Below are 25,380 nucleotides of genomic sequence, written 5' to 3'. Positions count from 1 at the left end.
TGGGTCAGTGAATAATATCTTGGCTGATGCACCGCATTCGCGAGCAAGCCCGCTCCCACAGGGGAATGTATCCATCCAGCAAAATCCCGGGGTCAGAAACAACAAAGCCGCCCGAAGGCGGCTTTGTCTGGTGGAGCACTTACTGATTGGCCAGCTTGTGTTCCAGGTAGTGAATGTTCACACCACCTTCGCAGAAGCCTTCATCACGAACCAGATCCCGATGCAGCGGAATGTTGGTCTTGATGCCATCCACCACGATCTCGTCCAGCGCGTTACGCATACGGGCCATGGCCTCGTCACGCGTAGCACCCCAAGTGATCAGCTTGCCGATCAACGAGTCATAGTTCGACGGAACCTTGTAGCCGCTGTACAGGTGCGAATCCACCCGTACACCGTTGCCGCCCGGCGCATGGAAATGCTTGACCAGACCAGGGCTTGGGATAAAGGTTTTCGGGTCTTCGGCGTTGATCCGGCACTCCAGGGAGTGGCCGTGAATCTTCACGTCGTCCTGGGTGTACGACAACACGTTGCCAGCGGCGATGCTCAGCATCTCCTTGACGATGTCGATACCCGTGACCATCTCCGAAACCGGATGCTCTACCTGCACACGAGTGTTCATCTCGATGAAGTAGAAACGGCCGTCCTCGTACAGGAACTCGAACGTCCCCGCGCCACGGTAGTTGATGTCGATGCACGCCTTGACGCAACGAGCCAGAACTTCCTGACGCGCTTTTTCATCCAGGCCCGGAGCCGGAGCTTCTTCCAGGACTTTCTGGTGACGACGTTGCAGCGAGCAATCGCGGTCGCCCAGGTGGATGGCCTGGCCTTGACCGTCGGACAGTACTTGCACTTCCACGTGGCGTGGGTTGGTCAGGTACTTTTCCAGGTAGACCATCGGGTTGCCGAACCAGGCGCCCGCTTCGGAGCGAGTCTGCTTGGCAGCTTCGATCAGGTCTTCTTCCTTGTGCACCACACGCATGCCGCGACCACCACCGCCACCGGCGGCCTTGATGATCACCGGGTAGCCGACTTCGCGACCAATGCGCAGCGCGGTTTCTTCGTCTTCAGGCAGCGGGCCGTCGGAGCCGGGAACGGTTGGCACGCCAGCGGCGATCATGGCGTCCTTGGCAGAAACCTTGTCGCCCATCAGGCGAATGGTTTCGGCTTTCGGGCCGATGAAGGCAAACCCGGATTTCTCCACCTGTTCGGCGAAGTCGGCGTTTTCCGCGAGGAAGCCGTAACCCGGGTGAATCGCATCAGCGCCGGTCACTTCTGCGGCCGCGATGATGTTCGAGACTTTCAGGTACGAGTTCGTGGCCAGTGGCGGGCCGATGCAGATGCTTTCGTCCGCCAGTTTCACATGCATCAATTCGGTATCGGCCGTTGAGTAAACAGCGACGGTCTTGATGCCCTCTTCCTTACAGGCGCGCAGGATACGCAGCGCGATCTCGCCGCGGTTGGCGATCAGGACTTTTTGCAGTTTCTTCGCAGGTTTCAACATCGAAGGCGCTCCGCGGTTCAAACGATGGTGAACAGCGGCTGGTCGTACTCAACCGGCTGACCGTTTTCTACCAGGATGGATTCAATGACGCCGGCTTTTTCAGCGGTGATGTGGTTCATCATCTTCATCGCTTCAACGATGCAGATGGTGTCGCCCACTTTCACGGTTTTGCCGACTTCAACGAAGGCTGGCGAAGTCGGTGCCGGGGTGCGGTAGAACGTACCGACCATTGGCGACTTGACCACGAAGCCGTTCAGCGCAGGTTCGGCTGGCGCAGCAGGTGCGGCAGCGGCAGCAGGTGCTGCGGCCGGAGCAGCAGCGGCCGGAGCCGGTGCTTGCATCTGCGGTGCGTAGAACTGTTGTGCTGGCGTCTTGCTGTGACGGCTGATCCGTACGGACTCTTCGCCTTCCTTGATTTCCAGCTCGTCGATACCGGATTCTTCCAGCAGTTCGATCAGTTTCTTAACTTTACGGATATCCATGAATCATCAACTCCCAAGGGTCGGTCAGGGGCGCTTGGCCGGTTGTTCAATGTGTTCCAGGGCGGCCTCCAGGGCCAGTCGGTACCCGCTGGCGCCGAGGCCGCAGATCACACCCACTGCTACATCGGAGAAGTAGGAGTGATGGCGGAAAGCTTCGCGTTTGTGCACGTTCGACAAATGCACTTCGATGAATGGGATGCTCACCGCCAGCAGCGCGTCACGTAATGCAACACTCGTGTGCGTAAAAGCGGCGGGATTGATCAGGATAAAGTCCACGCCTTCGCCACGCGCGGCATGGATGCGATCAATCAATTCGTACTCGGCGTTGCTTTGCAGGTAGAGCAGATGGTGGCCGGCTTCACGTGCCCTGCGTTCGAGATCGAGGTTGATCTGATCCAGGGTCACTGCCCCGTAGACGCCCGGTTCACGGGTGCCGAGCAGGTTCAGGTTGGGTCCGTGAAGAACCAAAAAGGTCGCCATCGGCTGTTCCTTGTTATTGATGTGAGTACGGCAGAACCCGGCGACTATGCCGCAAAGCCTTTGTGACTGTCCAGTTCTATGCAGTAGGCGGCACGATTAGCGAGGATTGCGCAAAATTTGTGACCGGAGTTCAAAATCTGGTCATTGGTAATACCGTTCCGAGTGCGCAACAGATCAAATGTGGGAGCGGGCTTGCTCGCGAATGCGGTGGGTCAGTAATGAAGGGGTCGACTGATGCACCGCATTCGCGAGCAAGCCCGCTCCCACATTTCCGATCTCCACATGACTGATGATCTTCATATCGCAAGAGATCGGCTCATACGCGAAACGCCTGCACCGCCGTATTGAGCTGCCCACCCAGCACCAACAAGTGTTCACCCTGACGACGCCCCTGGCCAATGCGCAGCAGATTATCCTCGCCCAGCTGGTGAATCCGTTCGCTGTTATCGCGAATCTCACTGACCGCGCCACTTTGCTGCGCCGTCACATCGGCGATGCGCACGGCGGTGTCGGAGATGGTCTGGATAGCGCCGACGATCTCATCCAGCGCGCCATCCGCCGCCTGGGCCTGCTGGGCAGTGGCTTCGGCGTGCTCGACCTGCGCACGCATGCCTTCCACCGACTGGCGGGCGGCCGCTTGCAGGCTGGCGATCAGGCCCTGGATTTCGGCGGTGGCGCCGGCAGTGCGCTGGGCCAGCGAGCGCACTTCGTCGGCGACCACGGCAAACCCACGCCCGGCTTCACCGGCGCGCGCCGCTTCGATAGCGGCGTTGAGCGCCAGCAAGTTGGTCTGGTCGGCAATCGAGCGAATCACGGTGAGCACGCCGCCAATGGTTGCGGACTCTTCGGCGAGTTTTTCGATCATCTGCGCGTTTTGCTGCACCTCACCCACCAGCGCATGCAAACCGGTGAGGCTCAGGCCGATGACCCGTTGGCCCTGTTCCACGGCCTGGCCCGCGCTGCGACTCGCCCCGGCGGCCTGGCTGGCGTCACCGGCCACTTGCTGGATAGTCGCTTCCAGTTCGCCCAACGAGTCGCGTATCTGCGCGGTATCCCCGGCCTGGCGTTCGGCGCCGTCATGCAGCCCGCTGCTCAGTTCGGCGAGGGCACGGCTGGTGCCGGCGACTTCTTCGGCATTGCCGCGAATAGTCCCCACCAGGTCCACCAGATAGGCGCGCAGGCGGTTCAGCGAGGCTTCGATATCGTGCAGTTCGCGGTTGGTCTTGCCCAGGGCAATCGGCTGGCCGAAATCGCCCTCGGCCCATTTCGACAACGCCGGTGCCAGGTCTGTCAGCACCCGCGCCAGGCGCCGTTGCAGGGTGTCGATCAACAAAGCGATCAGCAAAATCAGGCCGATCACCACGCCCTGCATCAGGCGCACTTCGCCCTGGATTTTGCCGTGTTGCGCGCGCACCACCGGTTCCAGACCGGCAATGGCCTGTTGCACGGCGGCGATCTTGAGGTGGGTACTGGTGGCGAGGTCGGCGCGTTTCTGAATTTGCTCGCGGGTGCGCTTGAGTTCGGCGGGGTAGCGGGTCAGCAGGCTGTTGAGTTCGCGCTTGAGGTCGACGCCGGTGTCCTGCACTTCGGCTTTTTCGCTGTTTTCCAGGCCCATCATCGCGGAAAAGTCATCGCTGCCGGATTCACTGCTGGCCTTTACGCCGAGCAAGGGCAACTGCGCCAACAGTTCGGCCTGAGTGCGGATGCTGGCGATTTCGCGCTCCACATCATCGGCCAATTCCGCGCGCCCGCTGCTCACCAGCTTGTCGCGGGCCAGGGACAATTTGCCCAAGTGCTGGGACGCCGCCAGCAGTGGCGGCAAGTACCGCGCCGCCTCGGGCGAATTGACGCCCGTGGCGTACTGACTCAGTTGCTCCAGGTTCGCGCCCAATTCGCGCTCGGCTTGCAGCAGCAGCGCTTGCGGGTCGCCCGCCAGTTTGCCGGCGGCGAGCAGGTCGGTTTTGCTGAAGGCGTCCAGCTCCACCAGGCTGGGGCGCAGGTTTTGCGCGAGGTCGACAGGCAGGTCATCCAGGTGTTGCAGCAGGTTTTCCAGGCTTTGGCTGGCACTGCTCAAGCGCAAGGCATCGCCACTGGCCAGGTAGTCGTCGATATTGCGCGCGGCCTGATTCTGGAAGCTCTGGGACAGCCCGAGGTAACGTTCCATCAACAGGTAAGGACGTTCGAGCGCCTGTTGCGACCACCACAGCGTGGCCCCAAGTGCCAGGCACACGGCCACCAGCAGGAAGGTATTGAGATTGGTCAGCAACTTCAGGCGCATGCGTGGTTTCAACCGACAGCAAAAGGTAAGTGCCTGAAGTTATTGCGTTTCCGTTACAAAGTTATGACGGAATCAGTAGATTCCGGTGAAAAGATGGCACTTTGCTTTGATGCGCGCGCGGCCAGCACCCGGTTGCGCCCCGCATGCTTGGCGCGGTACAGCGCTTCGTCGGCCTGGGCCGCCATCATCAAACTGTCGGAGCCGTCGCACAGCTCCACCAGCCCGGCGCTGAACGTGCACCACAAATCCTGGGGTTGGGCGGGGTAGTGGATTTCGGCAAAGCGCCCGCGAATTTCGTCGAGCACCTTGCAGGCCGAATCCAGGTCGGTGTCGGGCATCACGATGGCGAATTCTTCACCGCCGTAGCGGCCGATGTAGTCGGTCTTGCGCAAGCGCTGCTTGAGAAACAGCGCCAGGCTCTTGATCACGCGGTCGCCCATGGGGTGGCCGTGGCTGTCATTGACGCGCTTGAAATGGTCGATGTCGAGCATCGCAAAGCTCAGCGGCTTGTTCTCGCGTCGCGCGCGGAAGCTACAGTCTTCGAGCAATTGCAGAATGTGGGTGTGGTTGTACAGACCGGTCAGGCTGTCACGCACCATCCGCGCCTTCAAATGGCGTGCACGCGCCGCGCGGTTGCGCACGGTGGTGATCAAGTGGCGCGGCTTGATGGGCTTGGTGAGGAAGTCGTCGCCGCCTTCGCTCATGGCGTCCAGCTGTTTGTCCAGGTCGTCTTCGGCCGACAGGTAGATGATCGGCACACTCACATAGCGGTCGTTGTGGCGAATTACCTTGGCCAGTTCGGTGCCGGTGCAAGCGGGCATGTACATGTCGAGGATGATCAGGTCGGGCTGAAAATCCGCCAGCTCGGCCATGGCCTGTATCGGCTCGATCAAGGTGCGCGTGACAATGCCGGCGCTGTTGAGCAGGCGCTCGGTGTGCAACGCCTGGGCCCGCGAGTCGTCGATGATCAGCACTTTATACGGCTCATACTGGGCGACGCAGGTCAGCACTTCGATCTTTTCCAGCAGGCTTGAGGCTTCCAGCGTACCGGTGAGGAATTCCTGGCCACCGGCGCGCACGGCGGCGAGGCGAGTCGGGGTGTCGGTTTCATGCAGGCTGAAAAACAACAGTGGCAGCTTTTGCTCCAGGCCTTCCTGAGCTTGGGCGGCGAGCTTGAGGCCCAGGCCGGTGCCGCAGAAATCCACGTCCATCACAAGGGCTGACGGCAGGCGCTCGGCCATGGAGGACTGAAACGCTGCCACGCTGTCCAGGGATTGGGCGCTCATGCCAAAGAATTCCAGCTGCTTGGCCAGGCGCTCGGCGCGATCGTGATCGGCCAGCATCACGTAGATCGGCTTGCGCATCGGCGGCAGTAAGGTCTGTTCCAGCCTGTCACCCTGGCGCAGGCCCGTGCGGGACAGGCGCTGCATCAGGCGATTGAGTTCAGTGATCAGTTGGCTGCTCAAGCGGCCGCGATTGTCGTCCACGGCCTTGAGGGATTCGCCGATGTGCCGCGCCAACTGGCCGTGCTCCGGCTGTTCGAAGCGCTCGGCAAAGCGCAGCAGGCGCAGGTTGGCTTCGCTGAGTTCGGAAAAATCGGCGTTCGACCATTCGCTGCGTTGCAGGCGTTGCCAGATCTCAAGAATTTGACGTGCCTGATGAATTACCCGCTGGGCAAAATGGTGCTTGAGACGCTCACGGTTGGGGTCTTCTGGCTCGGTCATATCCTGACTACTAGTTAGGGTGCATGCTGAGGTCGACTGATGGCTCTATGCTAGCACCTCTTGTCACGCTCCATGAGTGTCATACGTCAATTAAGTACAGCTCGGTGCTATTCAGTTTTCGACCTGATGGTCGCGCAGCGTAAATAGCGTGCATCCTTTATAGTCCATGCGGTGTCGCGCGCCAGTTTCGTGAAAAGCCCCGCACCGATGGGCACGATGGGGTAGGGTTGTGGTCGGAATGTTTGAACGCACCCGGACCATTGACGTGCATGAACTCAAGTGATTGAAAGGATATCGCCATGCTGGACTGGAAAAACCGTGAAGGAGCTGCCAAAGGCCCCGCCCCTGAGCCCAAATCGGCCAACCGCGGCTATTTTCGCAACCTGCTGATGAGCAAAGCCGTGCTCAGCGTGCTGGTCTTGTACCTGTTGGTCACCGGTGGCCTGGGTTGGTACTGGAGCGAAGAGCCCGCACTGTTCCCGGTTCAGCAAAACGCCCAGCTGGCCGCTGAAAAGGACGGCAAGCAGATGGTGGTGGGCTTCACCACCGTAGAAACCCTCAAAACCGTGGCTGGCACCTTGCTCAGCAAGCCAGGCGGTTACATTTCCAACGACCGTTTCCCGCCAGGCCTGTGGATGGACAACATGCCGAGCTGGGAATACGGCGTGCTGGTGCAGGTGCGTGACCTGACCCGCGCCCTGCGCAAGGATTTCGCCCGTTCGCAGTCGCAATCGGCGGAAGACGCAGATTTGGCCAAGGCCGAGCCGCGCTTCAACTTCGACAACAAGAGCTGGGTGCTGCCGTCCAGCGAGTCGGAATATCAGGAAGGCATCAATTCCCTGACCCGCTACGAAGCGCGTCTCTCCGACCCTAATCAACGCGGCGCGCTGTTCTATGCGCGTGCCGACAACCTGAACAACTGGCTGGGTGATGTCGCCACTCGTTTGGGTTCGTTGTCGCAGCGCCTGTCGGCCAGCGTTGGCCGGGTCAAGCTGAATACCGCACTGAAAACCGAAGCCCTCGCGCCGGGTGAAGTGCCACAGCTGGACGAAGAAATCGTCGAAACCCCGTGGATGCAGATCGACAACGTGTTCTACGAGGCTCGTGGTCAGGCCTGGGCCTTGTCCCACCTGCTGCGCGCCATCGAAGTCGACTTTGCCGATGTGCTGGCCAAGAAAAACGCCACCGTGAGCGTGCGCCAGATCATTCGTGAGCTGGAAGCCTCGCAGGAACCGGTGTGGAGCCCCATGATTCTGAATGGCAGCGGCTTTGGCATCCTTGCCAACCACTCGCTGGTCATGGCCAATTACATTTCCCGGGCCAACGCTGCAGTCATCGATCTGCGTCAGCTCCTCAACCAGGGTTGATGATGGCCGCTACTCACAATGAGGCCGCGCACCGCGCGGCCTCTGACGCTGAACTGATCTGCTGGGTCGACGAACAGGACAACCTGCTCGGCGCCCTTGTCAGGTCCGACCTTCGCCAGCGCGGCCTGATCGGCCGTTGCACCTTTATCTTCCTGTTCAACTCCGCCGGTGAACTCTGCGTGCATCGCCGCACCTTGAGCAAAGCCATGTATCCGGGTTTTTGGGACACGGCGGCGGGCGGGATGGTGGCAGAGGGGGAGTCCTACGCCGTATCAGCGGCCCGGGAGCTGGAAGAAGAGCTGGGCGTGGCCGGCGTGGAACTGACCGAACACGACCATTTCTTCTTTGAAGACGGCGACAGCAAGCTGTGGTGCAAATCCTACTCGGCAATCTGGGACGGCCCCTTGCGCCTACAGCCGGAAGAAGTCATGGAAGCGCGCTTTTTACCCCTTGAAGTTGTCCTGCAGGAAGCCGAACAAAAGCCTTACTGCCCGGACGCTCAGGAGGGCTTGCGGCGCTATCTGGCCTCACGTCGCTAAAGTTGCATAAATTGGCGCCATTTGGGCCTTAGCAAGTCGGCTGTTTGCCGTTACACTGCGCGACTTTTCACCCGAACCACCCTTGGCGGTTCGGTAGCGCTGCCCCTGCCTGAGTGGGGCTTCGCGGTTGGTAACCCGCCTTCTTTTACGAGAGCCGGGTGCCGATCAGTCTTTGTCCTCCCAAGAGGATTGCCGGTGGCCAAAAAAGCCGCATCCTTCGCCGCCCTTGGTGGCCTGGTATTTTCCACCGATGCAGGTCGACACTGCCCGGACTGTCGTCAGCCCGTGGACGCGTGTACCTGTAAAAACACCCTGATCCCTGAAGGCGACGGTATTGCCCGCGTGCGACGCGAAAGCAAGGGCCGTGGCGGCAAGACGGTGACCACCATCACCGGCGTGCCCCTGGCCGAGGACGCCCTGAAGGAACTGGCCACCACGCTGAAAAAGCGCTGTGGCACCGGTGGCGCGTTGAAAGACGGGGTCATCGAGATTCAGGGCGAGCACGTCGAATTGCTGTTGGCCGAGCTGATCAGGCTCGGGTACAAGGCCAAGAAGTCCGGCGGCTGAAAGCCTCTTCCAGACCTGTGTCTAAACTCTGTCCTGCAAGTGAGGTCTACCTCCCTTGCAGGCAAATCGTCATTTTCATTCTTTAGACTGCGCCAGCCTCTGATAGGGGCGGCGCCTTCGCCTTCATTTATAGGGGACTTCGATGTCCGTACGACGCACACGCAAAGACGATGGCAGCCAATGGACAGTTGCGGACAGCCGCAGTGTTTACGGGATCCGCCATTGGGGGGCCGGGTATTTCGCGATCAATGAAGCCGGTCGCGTTGAAGTCCGTCCGAACGGCCCGAACAGCACGCCTGTCGACCTCTTCGAGCAAGTCGATGAGCTGCGCAAAAGCGGCCTGTCCTTGCCGTTGCTGGTGCGCTTCCCCGATATTCTGCAAGACCGTGTACGCCAGCTGACCGGCGCTTTCGATTCGAACATCGAACGCCTGGAATACCAGAGCAAGTACACCGCGCTGTACCCGATCAAGGTGAACCAGCAGGAAGCGGTGATCGAGAACATCATCGCCACCCAGGACGTGTCCATTGGCCTGGAGGCCGGTTCCAAGCCTGAGCTGCTGGCCGTGCTGGCCCTGGCGCCGAAGGGCGGCACCATTGTTTGCAACGGTTACAAGGACCGTGAGTTCATCCGCCTCGCGCTGATAGGTCAGAAACTTGGCCATAACGTGTTCATCGTGATCGAGAAAGAATCCGAAGTGGCGCTGGTGATCGAAGAGGCGGCCAACCTCAAGGTCAAGCCTCAGGTCGGCTTGCGCGTGCGTTTGTCCTCCCTGGCGTCGAGCAAGTGGGCGGACACCGGCGGCGAGAAATCCAAGTTCGGTTTGTCGGCGGCGCAGTTGCTGTCGGTGGTTGAGCGCTTCCGCGATGCTGGCCTGGACCAGGGCATTCGCCTGCTGCACTTTCACATGGGCTCGCAGATCGCCAACCTGGCCGACTACCAGCACGGGTTCAAGGAAGCCATTCGTTATTACGGCGAACTGCGCAACCTCGGCCTGCCGGTGGACCACATCGACGTCGGCGGTGGCCTGGGCGTGGACTACGACGGTACGCACTCGCGTAACGCCAGCTCGATCAACTACGACATGGACGACTACGCGGGTGTGGTCGTGGGCATGCTCAAGGAATTCTGCGACGCGCAGAGCCTGCCGCACCCGAACATTTTCTCCGAAAGCGGCCGTTCCCTGACCGCCCACCACGCCATGCTGGTGGTGCAGGTTACTGACGTCGAGAAGCACAACGACGAAATCCCGCAGATCGAAAACAAGGAAAGCCTGCCGGAAACCGTGCAATGGCTGGTGGACCTGCTGGGCCCGACCGACATTGAAATGGTCACCGAAACCTACTGGCGCGCCACGCACTACATGAGCGACGTGGCCACCCAGTACGCCGACGGCAAGATCACCCTGGCCGAAAAAGCCCTGGCCGAGCAGTGCTACTTCGCGGTATGCCGTCGTTTGCACGACTCGCTCAAAGCCCGTCAGCGTTCGCACCGCCAAGTGCTCGACGAACTCAACGACAAGCTGGCCGACAAGTACATCTGCAACTTCTCGGTGTTCCAGAGCCTGCCGGACACCTGGGCCATCGGCCAGGTGCTGCCGATTTTGCCGCTGCACCGTCTCGACGAAGAGCCGCTGCGCCGTGCCGTGCTGCAGGATTTGACCTGCGACTCCGACGGCAAGATCAAGCAGTACGTCGACGAGCAGAGCATCGAGACCAGCCTGCCGGTGCACGCCTTGAAAGACGGCGAAGACTACCTGCTGGGTATCTTCCTGGTGGGCGCTTACCAGGAAATCCTCGGTGACATGCACAACCTGTTCGGTGACACCGACTCGGTGAACATCTACCAGCGCGACGACGGTTCGGTGTACAGCGCCGGCATCGAGACCCACGACACCATCGAAGACATGCTGCGCTATGTGCACTTGTCGCCGGAAGAGTTGATGACGCACTACCGTGACAAGTGTGCGAGCGCGAAGATCACCGTGGCGGAGCGTACCCAGTTCCTGGATGCGTTGCGCCTTGGTTTGACGCGGTCGTCTTACTTGTCCTCGTAAATACACCGCTCCCAGGCTGACAAAGATACAGTGTGGGAGCGGGCTTGCTCGCGAAGGCGGTGCGTCAGTCAATACATGTTCGGACTGATACACCGCCTTCGCGAGCAAGCCCGCTCCCACATTTGGATCGCCGCAAGTCCTGCAGTTTTTATAGGGCCTGAATAATGTCGAAAAAGCTCCTGCAAGTGTTCACCCTGGCCATGGCTGCCCTTCTGGCGGCGTGCTCCCCGATCAAAGTGCTCAACGCACTCACCCCTTCCAGTACCTTCAGCAAAACCTCGGCCATCGCTTACGGCGATGACCCACGGCAAACGCTGGATATCTACCGCCCCGTCCCTGCGGTATCCAACGCCCCGGTGGTGGTGTTTTTCTACGGCGGCAGCTGGAACAGTGGCTCCAAGGATGACTACGGTTTTGTCGGCGAAGCCCTGGCCTCGCGCGGCATTGTGGTGGTGATCGCCGATTACCGGCTGTACCCCCAAGTGCGTTACCCCGCATTTCTGCAGGACGGCGCCAAAGCAGTGGCCTGGACACACCAGCACGTCGCCGAATACGGCGCTGACCCCGCGCAGATGTACGTGATGGGCCACAGTTCCGGCGCCTACAACGCGTCGATGCTGGCGCTGGATCCGCGCTGGCTGCGCGAGGTGGGTTTGTCGCCTTCACTCTTCAAAGGCTGGATTGGCCTGGCCGGGCCGTATGACTTCCTGCCGATTGAAAACCGGGACGTGCGACCGGTGTTTTTCTTTCCGGATTCGCCGCCTGATTCCCAACCCATCAATCACGTCAGCGCCGCTGCACCGCCGAGCCTGTTAATTGCTTCGACGGACGACACTCTGGTCAACCCCACGCGCAACACCGGCGGGCTGGCGAACAAGTTACGCGCTGCGGGCGTACCCGTTGAGGAGTTTTATTTCAACCGGACCAACCACGCGACGCTGGTGGCGTCTATCGCCAAACCGCTGCGCTGGCTCGCGCCGGTGCTGGACCGGGTCACCGCGTTTATCCAGGCCACTGATTCCGCTCGGTAACCCAGGTGCCCAGGCTGTTCAGGGGGTGGGGTTAGCCCGAATAATCAGGAGGTCTGGTGTGTCGCCGGCGTGCAGCGATACACCGTGCAACGCGTCGCCCGCTGTCTTGGGCGTGGCTGTCAGCGGAAAGCGGCTGTCCATGTGCGCGCGGCCTTGAGCGGGCAGGGTGATGCGCATGTCTTGTTGAGCCACGACTACCTGGAAATCTGTCTGATTCCAGACCTCCACGCTGGTCGAACTGTCGGGCTCCAACGGGCTTGTTGATGGCTCCAGTATGAACGGCGACTCGGCGATGTCCGGTGTGGGTTGCGGTACTTCGGCGGCAGGCGTGACAACGGGCACGCTTGGCGGCTCGGTTTTTTTCTTCTTGGACTTGCGGGACAAGGCCAGGGCTAACAAGGCAACAACGATCACTGCGCCAATGATGATGTAGGTGGTGTCGCTCATGTGGGCTCGTCCCTGAGTGGAGAGAAGGTCGTACGCCTGAAACGGGCAGCGCTTCAGGACCGACCTCTATTCAACGCTGCAAATGCGCCGTTGTAACCTGTCAGAGTTGACAGGTCGGATCACCCCAGCCACTGATCTTTTTTGTTCAACCGCCAGGCGATTGCCCACAGCGTGAGGCTGCGCAAGGCCATGAATAGCAGAAAGGTCAGCCATAGGCCGTGGTTGCCCAGGCTTTGCAGCGCCCAGGCAAACGGCAGTGTGAGCAGCACGGTCAACAGCATGCCGTTGCGCATTTCCCGCGCGCGGGTGGCGCCGATGAACAGGCCGTCCAACAGGTAGCTCCACACCGCGATCAATGGCAGCACTGCCAGATAAGGCAGGTAGAGGTCAGCGGTTGCGCGCACGCTGGGGATGTCGGTCTGCATGGCGATGAACAAATGCCCGGCAACGGAGAACAGCAGGGCGAAGCCGACACTGGCGATCAGCGACCAACCGCCCGCCACCACTAATGAGCGGCGCAGCGATTGACGGTCATGGGCGCCGATGGCGTGGCCGCACAGGGCTTCGACCGCATGGGCTAGGCCGTCCAGCGCGTGGGCGGTCAGCAACAAGCCGTTGAGCAGCAGCGCGTTGGCCGCCACGGTGGCGTCGCCCAAGCGCGCGCCTTGCACCGTGATCATGAAAAACACCGATTGCAGGGCGAGGCTGCGGATGAAGATATCGCGGTTGACCGCCAGCAGCGGGCGCCAGCTTTCCCACACTTTCAACGCGGCCCAGGCGATGCGGCCAGGGTAGGCGCGCAGGGCTTTTTGCGTGAGCGCCAGGCCGAGCAGCGCGCCGGTCCATTCCGCGACCACCGACGCACGGGCCGAGCCGACCACGCCCCAATCCAGGCCAAGCACAAACCACAGGTTCAGGGCGATATTCACCAGGTTGGTGGTGAGCAAAATGGCCAATGGCGCGCGCGCGTTTTGCGTCCCCAGGAACCAGCCGACCAGGGCATAACTGGCGAGTGCGGCGGGTAAGCCCAACAATCGGGTGTGGAAAAATGCCTGGGTCAGTTGGTTCAGTTCGGGAGAGGGCTGCATCCATTCCAGCGCCAAATGGCTCAGGGGGATGCCGACCGTGCCGAGCAGCATTGCCAGCCCCAATGCCAGCAACAAACCTTGCAGCAGGATTTGCCGCAGTGCAGCGCCGTCATTGCGCCCGGCGGCCTGGGCGGCGAAACCGGTGGAGCCCATGCGCAGAAAACCCATGGCCCAGGCGAGGAAGGTGTAAAGGCTGGCGCCCACGGCCACGGCGCCCAGTTGATGGGCGTGGGGCAGGTGGCCGATGACCATGCTGTCGACCAGGGCCACCAGCGGCACCGAGATGTTGGACAGGATCATGGGCGCGGCCAAGGCCCAAACGCGGCGGTGGGTAGGGCGATGGCGCCAGTCGGTGAGCAGGGTGAGCATGGGGGGCCTTTGGGGGCGGCATTGTAACTGGCCGTCAGCAACAGAGGAGATCCAATGTGGGAGCGGGCTTGCTCGCGAAGGCGGTGTGTCAGTCAACACATCAGTCACTGACCCACCGCCTTCGCGGGCAAGCCCGCTCCCACAGGGTAATGGAGGTGTTTCGGGGATTAGTGGACGACCCAGCTCAGCAGCCACAGGCCCAGCATCAGCCAGATAATGCCCATGATGATCGACGCCCGCATGAAAGCGCGTACGGCGGAGTACAGCAGCATCAGGCCGATGATCAGGGTGATGATGCTGACGATTGAGGTGTCCATACCCAGGGTGCGCGACAGGCCTTCGACGAAGTTGCCGCCGGCGTGGGTCAGGGCACCGAACAGCCCGCTGAGCCCATCGACGATAAAACGGATGATGGAACCGAGCGCCTGGCCCAACCATTCGAAAAAGCTTTCTACCTGCATGTGTGTGTCCTGATGAGAGGGTGGGGCGTGTCTGTGCCTTTGGTTGCTGATTACGCGGGCTAGTTCCCCGCTAGCATAGAGGTTTGCCGGTTTGAATTTGCGATTAATCCTGCGGCGCCGGCTGGATCGATGTACCCGGTCACCCGTGGGAGCGGGCTTGCCCGTGAAAGCGCCCCAAAGGTTAACTTGCCTTCACGGCGGATCCACCCGAAGCTACACACCTTCAGGAGCCCCCGCATGAACCTCGAACACCTCACCGAACGCCTGCACCGCATCCGCGATACCAATGACTGGAAGCAGTTCCACAGCCCGAAAAACCTGGCCATGGCCGCCAGCGTGGAAATGTCTGAGCTGGTGGAAATCTTCCAGTGGCTGACCGAAGACCAATCGCGTCAGTTGCCCGCCGATAAGCTTGCCCATGCCGGGCAGGAAGTTGGCGATATCGTGTTGTACCTGCTGTTGCTGTGCAGTGAGCTGGGTTTGGACATGAACGAGGTGGTGCGCGCCAAACTGGCCGACAGCGAGCGGCGGTTTTCCCATGAGTGACCGTCATTTCGACCAACTGGCCACGCGCTTCGCCGAGAAAATCTACGGGGGCGCCAAGGGCGCGATTCGCCTGGCCGTTTTGCAGGCCGACTTGACCGAAGCCCTGCCGAAGCGCCCCTTGCGCGTACTGGATATCGGCGCGGGCCTGGGCCATATGTCGTTGTGGCTGGCCGAACACGGCCATCAGGTGACTCTGGCCGAACCCGCCGAGCCAATGCTCAATGGCGCGTGCCAACGTTTCGCCGATGCTGGCCAGACCGCCACCTTCATCCACGCGCCGTGGCAGGAATTGCTCGGCCAGCTCACCGAACCCTACGACCTGGTGCTGTGCCACGCTGTGCTGGAATGGCTGGCCGAACCCCACGCGATCCTGCCGGTGCTGCACCAACTCACGGTGCCCGGCGGCTGGCTATCGCTGGCGTTCTACAACCGTGATGCGCTGATTTACCGCAACCTGCTCAAAGGCCACTTCCGCAAAATGCGCAAGAATGACATGGCCGGCGAAAAGCAAAGCCTCACGCCGCAACAGCCGCTCGACCCACGGGAGTTGGCGGCGCAACTCGAAGGGCTTTGGCAGGTCGAAAGCCAAAGTGGCGTGCGGGTATTCCACGACTATATGCCGGTGGAATTTCAGGCCCGCGCCGATTTACAGGACCTTTTGGAGATGGAGCTCGCTCACCGTCGTCACCCAAGCTTTGCCGGACTTGGGCGTTATTTGCACTGGATTTGCCGTCCGGTTTAAGCGGCCCAGTCTGCGGAGGTCGAAATGCGTCGTCTCTGTTTGATCCTGTTGTCCCTGGGGTTGGGCGCCTGTTCCAGCCCCAATCCTTACGTGGCCGCCTCGGCCCCTATCCCGCCGGCTCCGGCCCATGCGGCCAACACCTTTGATGCCAGCGCTTACCCGGCGCCCGTGCGTGATTACGGCGCCTACCGCAGCTGGGGCTGGCTCAACGGCCAACTGCCGGCGGGTTCGGCCTGGGCCGACTCGGCGCAGATTGCCGAGGCGGTCAGCGGCGCCCTTGACCAGCGCGGCTTGCGCCCGCGGCATGATGCGCGCCCGCCCGACCTGCTGGTCAGCGCCGACGTGCGCCTGGAAAAGCGCCTGCGTCAGGTCCAGGACGATTACGGCTACGGGTACGGTGGCTATAACCGTTACGGCAACGGCTACGGCATGTACAACACGGTGCCGGTGGTACGCACCTATGAAGTAACAGTTGCCGTGGCGCGGATCAGCCTGTTCGACGGCCGCACCGGCCAGCCGGTCTGGAGTACCAGTGCCGAAACCACCAGCCAGGGCAGCCTGAGTGAACGGGCGGACGCCTTGCGCGAGGCGATGCAGAAAGCTATGACGGCCTATCCGCCCAGTTAATCGCTATTCTCATCTCAAGAACGGTTCGTCCTTTTTGGAGAAATACCATGCTTCGTCGCATTGCTGCACTGGCTGTCGTTGGGTTGCTGGCGGGTTGCCAGAGCAATCAGGTCAACCATGACTTTGACGCCAGCCGCGACTTCGGCGCCTATCGCAACTGGGCCTGGAAAGACCCTGCGCTGCAATACCGCCCCGATGATCCGCGGATCAAGAGTGATCTCACCGAACAGCGCATCCGCCAGGCCGTCGGCGAACAGCTCGACCAGCGCGGCCTGCGCCCGGCAGCGGCGGGTTCCAAGGCTGACCTGAATGTGCAGGCCTACCTGATCGTCGAAGACCGCCAGCAACAAGTCACCACCAACTATGGCGGCGCCTGGGGCGGACCGTGGAATGGCTACTGGGGCGCGCCGATGTACAACGAGACGCGCAACATCACTTACAAAGTGGCGACCATCCAGATCGACCTGCTCGACGGCAAGGACGGCAAGCTGGTGTGGCGAGGCAGTGACGAACAGATGATGGCCGACTCGCCCAGCCCTCAGGATCGCGATAACGCAATCCGTACCACCGTGACTAAAATCCTCACCAGTTACCCACCGCACTGACTCAACCGCTGAACCCCTGTGGGAGCCGGCGCTTTCGCGACATTCGGTCTTTACCGGGCCCAACCCTTGTCTACACTCATCTACACAACAGGAGAGTAAGCGCTCGGCAATTCGCCGGCACAGGAGTGCTCGATGTCTCCCCAGCCTCGTCACAAGCAGCGCGGCGCCATTGGCCTGATGGCCGTCGGTGTGTTGGCGTTTGTATTGGTGTTCACCTTGTTGATCGTCGACAGTGGTCGCCTCTCCCTGGAAAAACGCAAGTTGCAAGGCTCACCAGTGTGGCCCGCGTTGGGGCCGCAGATCAGCGCTTTCTTTGAAAGGATCGGCGATGCCCTCACACCCGCTGCATGAGGTTGAGTGTTCAGCGGTTGTTTGTGAGTGAAGACCTCATTGAATGGTAATTCCAGGTAGTACTCATGAATGCTGCGACTGCTCCTTTTCGCCAGCAAATTCTGTTGGTGGATGACGAAGAAGATGTCCTTGTTGAGCTGGCGGAATCGTTGGAGAACGAGGGCTTCGTTTGTTTTACCGCTTCTTCTGTGACCTTTGCGTTGCAGGAGTTGACGTTGAACCCTGACATTGCGTTGGTGATTACTGATCTGCGGATGCCTGAGGAGAGTGGCATTTCTTTGATCAAGCGGTTGCGTGAGCATACGGATCGCCAGCATTTGCCAGTGATTGTGATGTCGGGGCATGCGGATATGGAGGATGTGAGTGACATGCTGCGGCTGCAGGTGTTGGATCTGTTTCGCAAGCCGATTTATTTGGTGCGGTTGATTAATACGCTTAACAGTCTTTTTCCGCTGCCCAATTCGCAGGTTTAGGGTGGGTGTAGATCCGTTGCTGCGGTAACGGCTTGAGTGGTTGAATCAACGGCTCTGTTTTTTTTGAAGCAGATCGCGATTCTCCGGACCAAATGGAGATCCAACTGTGGGAGCGGGCTTGCTCGCGAATGCTGTGTATCAGCCACCAAATTCATCAACTGACTCACCGCCTTCGCGAGCAAGCCCGCTCCCACATTTCCGACCGAGTAAGGCTTCAATACTTCCACCCACAGGCGGCGCGCCGACCTCGGTCCTCAGGCAATAGGTCGCCACTTGCCTATCATGTGTTCAATGTTATCCGCGCCCTTTAACAGCAACTCGCCGCTGGAGCCGGGAGCGCTGGCCAATAGGATGACTTCACTTGGCAGGCGTACCGGTTTTTTAAATTCGACGATGATTTCAATATTTGCGGCAGGCAGGTGTTCGCCCAGCGCGGCGAGGGTGTGCGCCTTGTTCCACAATCCGTGGGCGATGGCCTGTGGGAAGCCGAAGAGTTTGGCCGTGAGTGCGCTCAGGTGGATCGGGTTGTAATCGCCGGATACTCGGGCGTAGCGGCGGCCGATATCGGCGGGCGCCTTCCAGCGTGTCAGTTCACTGACCTGGGCGGGGCTGGGCGCTCTGTCGTCCGCAGGCTCGCCTTCGAGTTTTACGCCCCGGCACAGCATTTGGCTCTCGGCCTCCCACAGCACGCCGAGGGAATCTTCGACGGTGGTCACCACGTCAAAGGTTGCGCCTTTGGCGTGGGGCCTCAGGTTATGTGTGTGCACCGCCACTGTCAGGTCGTTCACGGCGCCCAGTGGGCGGTGGATGCGAATACGGTTGCTCAGGTGAATCAGCCCCAGCAGCGGGAATGGAAAATTGTTCGCGGTGAGCAACTGCATCTGTAAGCCGAACGCCAGGATGTGTGGATACGTCGCCGGCAGGATCGGGCTGTCGGCAAAACCGCATACCTTGCGGTAGGCCGCCACCTGCTTGGGGTTCACGCTCACTCGGCAGCGCAGCCCCTGCTCGGGTAAGGTGTTACCGGTGATTTTGCGCTTGACCGCTGCGCGCCAGTACAGCGGCGGTAAAAACGGCGTAGCGCCTAACGTCTGCCATTCCATGCTTACGCTCCCAATAGACTTTGCCCACACACACGCAACGCTTGGCCGCTGACGGCGCCGGAGCCCGGTTGGCCCAGCCACGCCACCGCTTCGGCGACGTCCTGCGGCAAACCGCCCTGGCCCAGTGAGCTCATGCGCCGCCCGGCTTCACGCAGGGCAAACGGGATATGCGCGGTCATCTGGGTTTCGATAAAACCGGGGGCCACAGCATTGATGCTGATACCGCGCTCTTTCAACAGCGGCGCCCATGCCTGGGCCAGGCCGATCAAGCCGGCTTTGCTGGCGGCATAGTTGGTTTGCCCGCGGTTGCCGGCGATGCCGCTGATGGAGGCCAGCAACACCACGCGGGCATTGTCGTGCAGGGTGCCGTTGTCGAGCAGGGTTTTGGTCAGCACTTGCGGCGCATTGAGGTTGACCGCCAGCACCGCGTCCCAGTATTCCGGGGTCATGTTGGCCAAGGTCTTGTCGCGCGTGATACCGGCGTTGTGCACCAGAATGTCGAGGCCGTCCGGCAGGTGTTCGACCAACTGCGTGGCGGCGTCTTCGGCGCAGATATCCAGCACCACGGTGCGTGCACCCAGGCGCGCGGCGAGGGCTTCGAGGTCGGCCTTGGCTTGGGGCACGTCGAGCAAAATCACTTCGGCACCGTCACGTGCCAGGGTTTCGGCGATGGATGCACCAATGCCCCGCGCAGCGCCGGTGACCAGTGCCTTGCGCCCGGCCAGTGGGCGAGTCCAGTCCTCTACCGGCGTGGCGCAGGCCTCAAGGCGAATCACCTGGCCGGAGATATAGGCACTTTTTGGCGACAGGAAAAACCGCAGCGCGCCTTCCAGTTGGTCTTCGGCACCGTCGCCGACGTAGAGCAACTGCAACACGCCGCCATTGCGCAGTTCTTTGGCCAGCGAGCGGCTGAAACCTTCCAACGCACGCTGCGCGCTGGCGGCGAACGGGTCGCCGAGGGTTTCCGGCGCGCGGCCGAGAATCACCAGGTGCGCGCTGTTATCGAGGTTCTTGAGCAGAGGCTGAAAGAACTCGCGCAATTGCTTGAGCTGGTCGGTGTGCTGCAAGTCACTGGCATCGAACACCACCGCCTTGAGCTTGGGGCCGTGGCCGGGAATCCACGTCGACGCTTCACTGCCGTAGGTATAAATCGCATCGGTGAGTTTGGGCGCAAACAGCTGCACCTTGGCGGCCAGCGCACCGCCGCCGAGCAGCAATGCACCTTCGACCGGGCGCAGGCGCCCGGCTTGCCAGCGTTCCAGGCGTACCGGTGACGGCAGGCCAATGGCGGCGACCAAGCGATGGCCGAGGCTTGAGTTGGCGAAGTCGATATAACGGTCAGACATGGAACGGTCTCCGAAGGCTGGGGTTCAAAGGGTTGACCACCCCGGGGCGGTAGTCGTTCGATCAGCCTAGGCTAGTCTGAGAGACTCACCCCACAACCGACAGGGAGCTTTCCATGACTCAATTGCGCCGTGTAGCGATCATTGGCGGTAACCGCATTCCTTTCGCCCGCTCCAATGGCCCTTACGCCACGGCGAGCAACCAGGACATGCTGAGCGCTGCCCTGGAGGGCTTGATCGAACGCTACAACCTGCACGGCCTGCGCTTGGGTGAAGTGGCCGCTGGCGCGGTGCTTAAGCACTCCCGCGACTTCAACCTGACCCGCGAATGCGTGCTGGGCTCGCGCTTGTCGCCGCAAACCCCGGCCTATGACATTCAGCAGGCGTGCGGCACCGGGCTTGAGGCGGCATTGCTGGTGGCCAACAAAATTGCGCTTGGCCAGATCGACTGTGGCATTGCTGGCGGGGTCGACACCACGTCCGATGCGCCGATCGGGGTCAATGAAGGGCTGCGCAAGATTTTGTTGCAAGCCAACCGCAGCAAGTCCATGGCGGACAAATTAAAAGTCTTGTTACAACTTCGTCCCCATCACCTCAAGCCCGAACTGCCGCGCAACGGCGAGCCGCGAACCGGTTTGTCCATGGGCCAGCATTGCGAGCTGATGGCGCAAACCTGGCAGATTCCTCGCGCCGAGCAAGACCAACTGGCCCTTGAAAGCCATCAGAAAATGGCCGCGGCCTACGCTGAAGGCTGGCATAACGATTTGCTCACGCCGTTCCTTGGCCTGACCCGCGACAACAACCTGCGCCCCGACCTGTCCCTGGAAAAACTTGCCAGCCTCAAGCCCGCGTTCGAACGCAGCGAAAAGGGCACGCTCACCGCCGGCAACTCCACGCCGCTCACCGATGGTGCGTCGCTGGTGCTGCTGGGCAGTGAAGAATGGGCGCGGGAGCGCGGCTTGCCGATCCTCGCCTATTTGCGCGACGGCGAAGCGGCCGCTGTAGATTTCGTCAACAGTGCCGAAGGCCTGTTGATGGCCCCGGTGTATGCCGTGCCGCGTTTGCTGGCAAGAAATGGCCTGACGCTGCAGGATTTTGATTACTACGAAATTCATGAAGCCTTTGCCGCCCAGGTGTTGTGCACCCTCAAGGCCTGGGAAGACGCCGACTACTGCAAGACCCGCCTCGGGCTGGATGCGCCGCTGGGTTCCATAGACCGCAGCCGGCTGAATGTAAAAGGCAGCTCGCTGGCGGCCGGGCATCCGTTTGCGGCCACCGGCGGTCGCATCGTCGCCAACCTGGCCAAATTGCTCGATGCGGCGGGCAAGGGCCGAGGGCTTATTTCGATCTGTGCCGCTGGCGGGCAAGGTGTGACTGCGATCATTGAGCGCTGATTAAGCATCAAACTGGCCTATCTAATGCATTCTTGGGTGGTCAGAGGTCGGTAGCCTCTCCCACCGGCGAGCCGATTAACGTATAACGAGTGCCACACGCGTGTTTGGTAATACAGGACCCACAATAAAAGCTGATGAAGACTCCTAAACGCATTGAACCCCTGATCGAAGACGGTCTGGTCGACGAAGTGCTGCGCCCACTCATGAGTGGTAAAGAAGCAGCTGTTTATGTGGTGCGCTGCGGCAATGAATTGCGTTGCGCCAAGGTTTACAAGGAGGCAAATAAACGAAGTTTTCGTCAGGCGTCCGAATACCAGGAAGGCCGCAAAGTTCGTAACAGCCGCCAGGCCCGCGCCATGGCTAAAGGCTCCAAGTTCGGCAAGAAAGAAACCGAAGATGCCTGGCAGAACGCTGAAGTGGCGGCGTTGTTCCGCCTGGCCGGTGCGGGCGTTCGTGTGCCCAAGCCGTACGACTTCCTTGAAGGCGTACTGTTGATGGAGCTGGTGGCCGATGAGTATGGCGATGCCGCGCCGCGTCTGAACGACGTGACGCTGGAACCGGACCAGGCGCGCGAATACCACGCCTTCCTGATTTCCCAGATCGTCCTGATGCTGTGCACTGGGCTGGTGCACGGTGACTTGTCCGAGTTCAACGTACTGTTGACCCCGACTGGCCCGGTGATCATCGACCTGCCTCAGGCGGTGGATGCGGCGGGCAACAACCACGCATTCAGCATGCTGGAGCGTGACGTCGGCAACATGGCTTCCTACTTCGGGCGCTTTGCCCCGGAGTTGAAAAAGACCAAGTACGCCAAGGAAATGTGGGCGCTGTACGAAGCTGGCACCTTGCACCCGGCCAGTCTGTTGACCGGCGAGTTTGACGAGCCGGAAGAGCTGGCGGACGTGGGCGGTGTGATCCGCGAAATCGAAGCGGCGCGGCTGGATGAAGAGCGCCGGCAAGCGGTTCGCGCGGCGGATGATGCGCCACAAAGCAAAGTGCCGGACGAGCCACCGCCGCCGCCCTGGATGCAATGATTCGTTAGCGCGAAGCGGGTGCGGTCCCCTGTGGGAGCTGGCTTGCCTGCGATAGCATCACCCCGGTCAGGCTGACTCACCGAGGTGTCTGCATCGCAGGCAAGCCAGCTCCCACAGTTGTTTGGTGTTGGTCTTGTCAGGCGCAGCAACTGCCTGAGGCCAATTCCTTGAGAATCGGGCAATCAGGCCGATGATCGCCCTGGCAGTGTTCCACCAGATCCTGCAACGTGTCCCGCAACTGCCCCAATTCGCGAATCTTCTGGTTCAGCGCCTCGATATGTTGGCGCGCCAGCGCTTTCACATCGGCACTGGCCCGTTGCCGGTCTTGCCACAACGTCAGCAACTTGCCGACTTCCTCCAGTGAAAACCCCAAATCCCGCGAGCGCTTGATAAACGCCAGTGTGTGCAAATCGTCAGCGCCATACACGCGATAGCCACTGTCGGTACGGTGCGCCGCTTTCAGCAGGCCGATGGATTCGTAGTAGCGAATCATCTTCGCGCTCAGCCCGCTCTCGCGAGCCGCTTGGCCGATGTTCATGGGCGTTGATCCTCCAAGTCCTCTGGTTTCCAGGTTTTCAACAGTAACGCATTGCTCACCACGCTGACGCTGGACAGCGCCATTGCTGCACCGGCCAGTACCGGGTTGAGCAGGCCGAACGCGGCCAGGGGAATGCCGATCAAGTTATACACAAAGGCCCAGAACAGGTTCTGGCGGATCTTTGCGTAGGTCTTGCGGCTGATCTCCAGCGCGGCCGGCACCAGGCGCGGGTCGCCACGCATTAACGTGATACCCGCGGCGTGCATCGCCACGTCGGTGCCGCCGCCCATGGCAATGCCGATGTCCGCTGCCGCCAGCGCCGGAGCGTCGTTGATGCCGTCGCCAACCATGGCCACTACGCCGGTCTTTTTCAGCTCGGCGACGGTGGCGGCTTTGTCGGCGGGCAGCACTTCGGCGTGCACGTCGTCGATGCCCAACGCTTGGGCGACTACCCGGGCGCTGCCACGGTTATCGCCCGTCAGCAGGTGGGTGCTGATGTGCTGCGCCTTGAGTTTCTCCACCGCTTGCAATGCGCCGGGCTTGAGGGTGTCGCCAAAAGCGAACAGCCCCAGCACGCGCGGTTGCGCGCCTGTTTCGATCAGCCACGACAGCGTGCGGCCTTCGGCCTCCCAGTCCCTGGCGCAAGTTGCCAGATCACCCGCGCTCAAACCGCTTTCTTCCAGCATGCGACGATTGCCCAAGGCCAGTTGCCGGCCGTCGAGCGTGCCGGCAATGCCGCGCCCGGTCAGGGATTGGCTGGCGCTCACGTCGGCCACGGTCAAGCCACGTTCGCTGCACGCGTCCAGCACGGCCTTGGCCAACGGGTGTTCGCTGCCACGTTGCAGTGCGCCGGCCTGCTGTAGGAGCAGGGCTTCATTGCCGTCCACCGCTACCAGGTGCGCAATTTTCGGCGAGCCGGAGGTGAGCGTGCCGGTCTTGTCGAAGACCACGGCGCTGACCTCATGGGCGCGCTCCAGGGCTTCGGCGTCCTTGATCAGAATGCCGTAGCGGGCCGCGACACCGGTGCCCGCCATGATTGCGGTCGGCGTGGCCAGGCCCAGTGCGCAGGGGCAGGCAATCACCAGCACCGCCACCGCATTGATGATCGCGGTTTCCAGTGGTGCGCCGTACAACCACCAGCCCACCAGCGTGATCAACGCCACCACCAGCACAGTCGGGACGAACACCTGGCTGACTTTATCCACCAGTTTCTGGATCGGTGCCTTGGCTGCTTGAGCGTCTTCAACCAAGCGGATAATCCGCGCCAGCACGCTTTCGGCGCCGAGGGCCAGAGTGCGCACCAACAAACGGCCCTCGCCATTGATGGCGCCGCCAGTGACGATATCCCCAGGCTGTTTCGGCACCGGCAGGCTTTCGCCGCTGATCAAGGCTTCGTCGGCATGGCTTTGGCCTTCCACCACTTCACCGTCCACCGGGAAACGCTCGCCGGGTTTAACCAGTACCAGGTCATTGAGTTTCAGCGCATTGATGGCGACGTCTTCTTCGCGGCCCTCAACCACCCGAATCGCCCGCTCCGGACGCAGCGCTTCGAGGGCGCGGATGGCGCTGGCGGTCTGGCGTTTGGCGCGGCTTTCCAGGTATTTGCCCAGCAGCACCAGCGCGATCACCACCGCCGAGGCTTCGAAGTACAGATGGGGCATGGTGCCAGCCGGTGCGGTCAGCCATTCATACAGGCTCAAGCCGTACCCGGCGCTGGTGCCGATCGCCACCAGCAAATCCATATTGCCCGCGCCCGCCCGCACGGCTTTCCACGCTGCACTATAGAAACGCGCGCCCAAGATGAATTGCACCGGCGTGGCCAGGGCGAACTGCACCCAGGCCGGGAGCATCCAGTGCAGGCCGAAGGGGGCTACCAGCATCGGCAGCACCAGCGGCAAGGCCAGAGCAATCGCCAGCAGCAGCGACCAACGCTCGCGGTGCAGGCGCTGGGCTTGGTTGGCATCGGTGACGGTTTCGCTTTGCGCCAGGCTGGCGCTGTAGCCGGCTTTGTCGACCGCTGCGATCAGCACGGCGGGGTCGATCTGGCCCAACACTTCGACATGCGCGCGTTCGTTGGCCAGGTTGACGCTGACGCTGCGCACCCCCGGCACTTTGCCGAGCGCGCGCTCGACGCGGCCAGCACAGCTGGCGCAGGTCATGCCGCTGATGGGCAGGTCAAAGGTGGTTGATCCATTCATGGGGCAGTCCTCCAGAAGACAATGCCCCCAGCATCA

Annotated in this window: 23 protein-coding genes and 2 pseudogenes; 13 read left to right on the top strand and 12 right to left on the bottom strand. The window is 61.3% G+C overall.

Annotated elements, in window-relative coordinates:
- Positions 1-139: 139 nt before the first annotated feature.
- The 5 genes and pseudogenes from accC to Q7C20_RS16415 all read right to left on the bottom strand — a co-directional run bounded on the left by accC (position 140) and on the right by Q7C20_RS16415 (position 6,465).
- Positions 140-1,501, bottom strand: coding sequence for an acetyl-CoA carboxylase biotin carboxylase subunit (accC, locus tag Q7C20_RS16435; protein ID WP_375068748.1), 1,362 nt, complete (start codon positions 1,499-1,501; stop codon positions 140-142).
- 17 nt (positions 1,502-1,518) lie between these two features.
- Complete coding sequence (accB, locus tag Q7C20_RS16430; RefSeq protein WP_348061726.1) at positions 1,519-1,983, bottom strand: acetyl-CoA carboxylase biotin carboxyl carrier protein; 465 nt, start codon at positions 1,981-1,983, stop codon at positions 1,519-1,521.
- 24 nt (positions 1,984-2,007) lie between these two features.
- Entirely contained in the window at positions 2,008-2,463 is a 456-nt protein-coding gene (gene aroQ, locus Q7C20_RS16425; RefSeq protein WP_375068746.1) for a type II 3-dehydroquinate dehydratase, read from the bottom strand.
- A gap of 316 nt (positions 2,464-2,779) precedes the next feature.
- Positions 2,780-3,295: pseudogene (locus Q7C20_RS16420) on the bottom strand (methyl-accepting chemotaxis protein); the annotation flags it as partial.
- Positions 3,296-4,794: 1,499 nt separating this feature from the next.
- Positions 4,795-6,465 carry a diguanylate cyclase gene (locus Q7C20_RS16415; RefSeq protein ID WP_375068744.1) on the bottom strand — a complete coding sequence of 557 codons (1,671 nt, stop codon included), beginning with the start codon at positions 6,463-6,465 and terminating at the stop codon, positions 4,795-4,797.
- Positions 6,466-6,854: 389 nt separating this feature from the next.
- On the opposite strand from Q7C20_RS16415, the gene Q7C20_RS16410 reads away from it, so the two are divergent.
- The 5 genes from Q7C20_RS16410 (at position 6,855) to Q7C20_RS16390 (ending at position 12,025) form a co-directional block, all read left to right on the top strand.
- The gene (locus tag Q7C20_RS16410; protein WP_375068832.1) at positions 6,855-7,832 is read left to right on the top strand and encodes a DUF2333 family protein; all 978 of its coding nucleotides are present in this window, start codon (positions 6,855-6,857) and stop codon (positions 7,830-7,832) included.
- On the top strand, positions 7,832-8,371 hold the full coding sequence (locus Q7C20_RS16405) for an NUDIX hydrolase (protein ID WP_375068742.1): 540 nt from the start codon (positions 7,832-7,834) through the stop codon (positions 8,369-8,371). The genes Q7C20_RS16410 and Q7C20_RS16405 overlap by 1 nt, the downstream gene beginning before the upstream one ends.
- Positions 8,372-8,566: 195 nt before the next feature.
- On the top strand, positions 8,567-8,938 hold the full coding sequence (locus tag Q7C20_RS16400; protein WP_375068741.1) for a translation initiation factor Sui1: 372 nt from the start codon (positions 8,567-8,569) through the stop codon (positions 8,936-8,938).
- Between the two features lie 142 nt (positions 8,939-9,080).
- Positions 9,081-10,994, top strand: a complete 1,914-nt coding sequence (gene speA / locus Q7C20_RS16395; protein WP_375068740.1) for an arginine decarboxylase — start codon at positions 9,081-9,083, stop codon at positions 10,992-10,994.
- A gap of 164 nt (positions 10,995-11,158) precedes the next feature.
- Positions 11,159-12,025: an alpha/beta hydrolase gene (locus Q7C20_RS16390; RefSeq protein ID WP_375068738.1), complete on the top strand. Its 867-nt coding sequence runs from the start codon at positions 11,159-11,161 to the stop codon at positions 12,023-12,025.
- A gap of 18 nt (positions 12,026-12,043) precedes the next feature.
- Here Q7C20_RS16390 and Q7C20_RS16385 read toward each other — a convergent pair whose 3' ends face one another.
- The 3 genes from Q7C20_RS16385 to Q7C20_RS16375 form a co-directional block, all read right to left on the bottom strand.
- The gene (locus Q7C20_RS16385) at positions 12,044-12,472 is read right to left on the bottom strand and encodes a hypothetical protein (RefSeq protein ID WP_348059072.1); all 429 of its coding nucleotides are present in this window, start codon (positions 12,470-12,472) and stop codon (positions 12,044-12,046) included.
- Positions 12,473-12,591: 119 nt separating this feature from the next.
- Positions 12,592-13,929, bottom strand: a complete 1,338-nt coding sequence (locus Q7C20_RS16380; protein WP_375068736.1) for an MATE family efflux transporter — start codon at positions 13,927-13,929, stop codon at positions 12,592-12,594.
- Positions 13,930-14,096: 167 nt separating this feature from the next.
- Positions 14,097-14,390, bottom strand: a complete 294-nt coding sequence (locus tag Q7C20_RS16375) for a hypothetical protein (protein WP_348059068.1) — start codon at positions 14,388-14,390, stop codon at positions 14,097-14,099.
- A gap of 237 nt (positions 14,391-14,627) precedes the next feature.
- On the opposite strand from Q7C20_RS16375, the gene Q7C20_RS16370 reads away from it, so the two are divergent.
- The 6 genes and pseudogenes from Q7C20_RS16370 to Q7C20_RS16345 all read left to right on the top strand — a co-directional run bounded on the left by Q7C20_RS16370 (position 14,628) and on the right by Q7C20_RS16345 (position 17,734).
- Positions 14,628-14,936 carry a MazG-like family protein gene (locus Q7C20_RS16370; protein WP_348059066.1) on the top strand — a complete coding sequence of 103 codons (309 nt, stop codon included), beginning with the start codon at positions 14,628-14,630 and terminating at the stop codon, positions 14,934-14,936.
- Positions 14,929-15,678, top strand: a complete 750-nt coding sequence (locus Q7C20_RS16365; protein ID WP_375068733.1) for a methyltransferase domain-containing protein — start codon at positions 14,929-14,931, stop codon at positions 15,676-15,678. The genes Q7C20_RS16370 and Q7C20_RS16365 overlap by 8 nt, the downstream gene beginning before the upstream one ends.
- 24 nt (positions 15,679-15,702) lie before the next feature.
- Positions 15,703-16,305: a DUF4136 domain-containing protein gene (locus Q7C20_RS16360; protein ID WP_375068731.1), complete on the top strand. Its 603-nt coding sequence runs from the start codon at positions 15,703-15,705 to the stop codon at positions 16,303-16,305.
- A gap of 47 nt (positions 16,306-16,352) precedes the next feature.
- Positions 16,353-16,910 (top strand): DUF4136 domain-containing protein, encoded by a 558-nt coding sequence (locus Q7C20_RS16355; RefSeq protein ID WP_375068729.1) that lies wholly within the window; start codon positions 16,353-16,355, stop codon positions 16,908-16,910.
- Positions 16,911-17,042: 132 nt separating this feature from the next.
- A pseudogene (locus Q7C20_RS16350) lies at positions 17,043-17,177 on the top strand (pilus assembly protein TadG-related protein); the annotation flags it as partial.
- A 149-nt stretch (positions 17,178-17,326) separates the two neighbouring features.
- The gene (locus Q7C20_RS16345) at positions 17,327-17,734 is read left to right on the top strand and encodes a response regulator (RefSeq protein WP_375068728.1); all 408 of its coding nucleotides are present in this window, start codon (positions 17,327-17,329) and stop codon (positions 17,732-17,734) included.
- A gap of 254 nt (positions 17,735-17,988) precedes the next feature.
- Here the strand turns inward: Q7C20_RS16345 and Q7C20_RS16340 are convergent, their stop codons facing one another.
- Together Q7C20_RS16340 and Q7C20_RS16335 are read right to left on the bottom strand one after the other, a co-directional pair.
- Positions 17,989-18,837: a MaoC family dehydratase gene (locus tag Q7C20_RS16340; protein ID WP_375068727.1), complete on the bottom strand. Its 849-nt coding sequence runs from the start codon at positions 18,835-18,837 to the stop codon at positions 17,989-17,991.
- A gap of 2 nt (positions 18,838-18,839) precedes the next feature.
- Positions 18,840-20,183 carry a 3-oxoacyl-ACP reductase gene (locus Q7C20_RS16335; protein ID WP_375068726.1) on the bottom strand — a complete coding sequence of 448 codons (1,344 nt, stop codon included), beginning with the start codon at positions 20,181-20,183 and terminating at the stop codon, positions 18,840-18,842.
- A gap of 113 nt (positions 20,184-20,296) precedes the next feature.
- Here Q7C20_RS16335 and Q7C20_RS16330 point away from each other — a divergent pair, with 113 nt between their 5' ends.
- Together Q7C20_RS16330 and Q7C20_RS16325 are read left to right on the top strand one after the other, a co-directional pair.
- The gene (locus Q7C20_RS16330; protein ID WP_375068724.1) at positions 20,297-21,574 is read left to right on the top strand and encodes an acetyl-CoA C-acetyltransferase; all 1,278 of its coding nucleotides are present in this window, start codon (positions 20,297-20,299) and stop codon (positions 21,572-21,574) included.
- Between the two features lie 134 nt (positions 21,575-21,708).
- Positions 21,709-22,608, top strand: a complete 900-nt coding sequence (locus Q7C20_RS16325) for a PA4780 family RIO1-like protein kinase (RefSeq protein WP_348059050.1) — start codon at positions 21,709-21,711, stop codon at positions 22,606-22,608.
- Between the two features lie 136 nt (positions 22,609-22,744).
- Here the strand turns inward: Q7C20_RS16325 and cueR are convergent, their stop codons facing one another.
- Both cueR and Q7C20_RS16315 read right to left on the bottom strand, forming a co-directional pair.
- The gene (gene cueR / locus Q7C20_RS16320; protein ID WP_348059048.1) at positions 22,745-23,146 is read right to left on the bottom strand and encodes a Cu(I)-responsive transcriptional regulator; all 402 of its coding nucleotides are present in this window, start codon (positions 23,144-23,146) and stop codon (positions 22,745-22,747) included.
- Positions 23,143-25,344 (bottom strand): heavy metal translocating P-type ATPase, encoded by a 2,202-nt coding sequence (locus Q7C20_RS16315; protein ID WP_375068722.1) that lies wholly within the window; start codon positions 25,342-25,344, stop codon positions 23,143-23,145. The genes cueR and Q7C20_RS16315 overlap by 4 nt, the downstream gene beginning before the upstream one ends.
- Between the last annotated feature and the right edge of the window lie 36 nt (positions 25,345-25,380).

It is taken from the genome of Pseudomonas sp. AMR01, from assembly GCF_041946035.1.
GTDB lineage: Bacteria > Pseudomonadota > Gammaproteobacteria > Pseudomonadales > Pseudomonadaceae > Aquipseudomonas > Aquipseudomonas antarctica_B.
Note: the sequence above shows the minus strand (reverse complement) of the source record. Positions and strands in the feature narration are given on the sequence as shown.

Excerpts from the sequence above, each read along its gene's own strand:
- Q7C20_RS16375 (WP_348059068.1), bottom strand. The coding sequence starts at position 14,390 with ATGCAGGTAGAAAGCTTTTTCGAATGGTTGGGCCAGGCGCTCGGTTCC.
- Q7C20_RS16410 (WP_375068832.1), top strand. The coding sequence starts at position 6,855 with ATGAGCAAAGCCGTGCTCAGCGTGCTGGTCTTGTACCTGTTGGTCACC.
- Q7C20_RS16385 (WP_348059072.1), bottom strand. The coding sequence starts at position 12,472 with ATGAGCGACACCACCTACATCATCATTGGCGCAGTGATCGTTGTTGCC.
- Q7C20_RS16345 (WP_375068728.1), top strand. The coding sequence starts at position 17,327 with ATGAATGCTGCGACTGCTCCTTTTCGCCAGCAAATTCTGTTGGTGGAT.
- Q7C20_RS16315 (WP_375068722.1), bottom strand. The coding sequence starts at position 25,344 with ATGAATGGATCAACCACCTTTGACCTGCCCATCAGCGGCATGACCTGC.
- Q7C20_RS16370 (WP_348059066.1), top strand. The coding sequence starts at position 14,628 with ATGAACCTCGAACACCTCACCGAACGCCTGCACCGCATCCGCGATACC.
- Q7C20_RS16365 (WP_375068733.1), top strand. The coding sequence starts at position 14,929 with ATGAGTGACCGTCATTTCGACCAACTGGCCACGCGCTTCGCCGAGAAA.
- Q7C20_RS16330 (WP_375068724.1), top strand. The coding sequence starts at position 20,297 with ATGACTCAATTGCGCCGTGTAGCGATCATTGGCGGTAACCGCATTCCT.
- Q7C20_RS16360 (WP_375068731.1), top strand. The coding sequence starts at position 15,703 with ATGCGTCGTCTCTGTTTGATCCTGTTGTCCCTGGGGTTGGGCGCCTGT.
- Q7C20_RS16325 (WP_348059050.1), top strand. The coding sequence starts at position 21,709 with ATGAAGACTCCTAAACGCATTGAACCCCTGATCGAAGACGGTCTGGTC.
- accC (WP_375068748.1), bottom strand. The coding sequence starts at position 1,501 with ATGTTGAAACCTGCGAAGAAACTGCAAAAAGTCCTGATCGCCAACCGC.
- Q7C20_RS16355 (WP_375068729.1), top strand. The coding sequence starts at position 16,353 with ATGCTTCGTCGCATTGCTGCACTGGCTGTCGTTGGGTTGCTGGCGGGT.
- Q7C20_RS16405 (WP_375068742.1), top strand. The coding sequence starts at position 7,832 with ATGATGGCCGCTACTCACAATGAGGCCGCGCACCGCGCGGCCTCTGAC.
- Q7C20_RS16335 (WP_375068726.1), bottom strand. The coding sequence starts at position 20,183 with ATGTCTGACCGTTATATCGACTTCGCCAACTCAAGCCTCGGCCATCGC.
- Q7C20_RS16390 (WP_375068738.1), top strand. The coding sequence starts at position 11,159 with ATGTCGAAAAAGCTCCTGCAAGTGTTCACCCTGGCCATGGCTGCCCTT.
- Q7C20_RS16340 (WP_375068727.1), bottom strand. The coding sequence starts at position 18,837 with ATGGAATGGCAGACGTTAGGCGCTACGCCGTTTTTACCGCCGCTGTAC.
- Q7C20_RS16380 (WP_375068736.1), bottom strand. The coding sequence starts at position 13,929 with ATGCTCACCCTGCTCACCGACTGGCGCCATCGCCCTACCCACCGCCGC.
- aroQ (WP_375068746.1), bottom strand. The coding sequence starts at position 2,463 with ATGGCGACCTTTTTGGTTCTTCACGGACCCAACCTGAACCTGCTCGGC.
- cueR (WP_348059048.1), bottom strand. The coding sequence starts at position 23,146 with ATGAACATCGGCCAAGCGGCTCGCGAGAGCGGGCTGAGCGCGAAGATG.
- Q7C20_RS16415 (WP_375068744.1), bottom strand. The coding sequence starts at position 6,465 with ATGACCGAGCCAGAAGACCCCAACCGTGAGCGTCTCAAGCACCATTTT.
- accB (WP_348061726.1), bottom strand. The coding sequence starts at position 1,983 with ATGGATATCCGTAAAGTTAAGAAACTGATCGAACTGCTGGAAGAATCC.
- speA (WP_375068740.1), top strand. The coding sequence starts at position 9,081 with ATGTCCGTACGACGCACACGCAAAGACGATGGCAGCCAATGGACAGTT.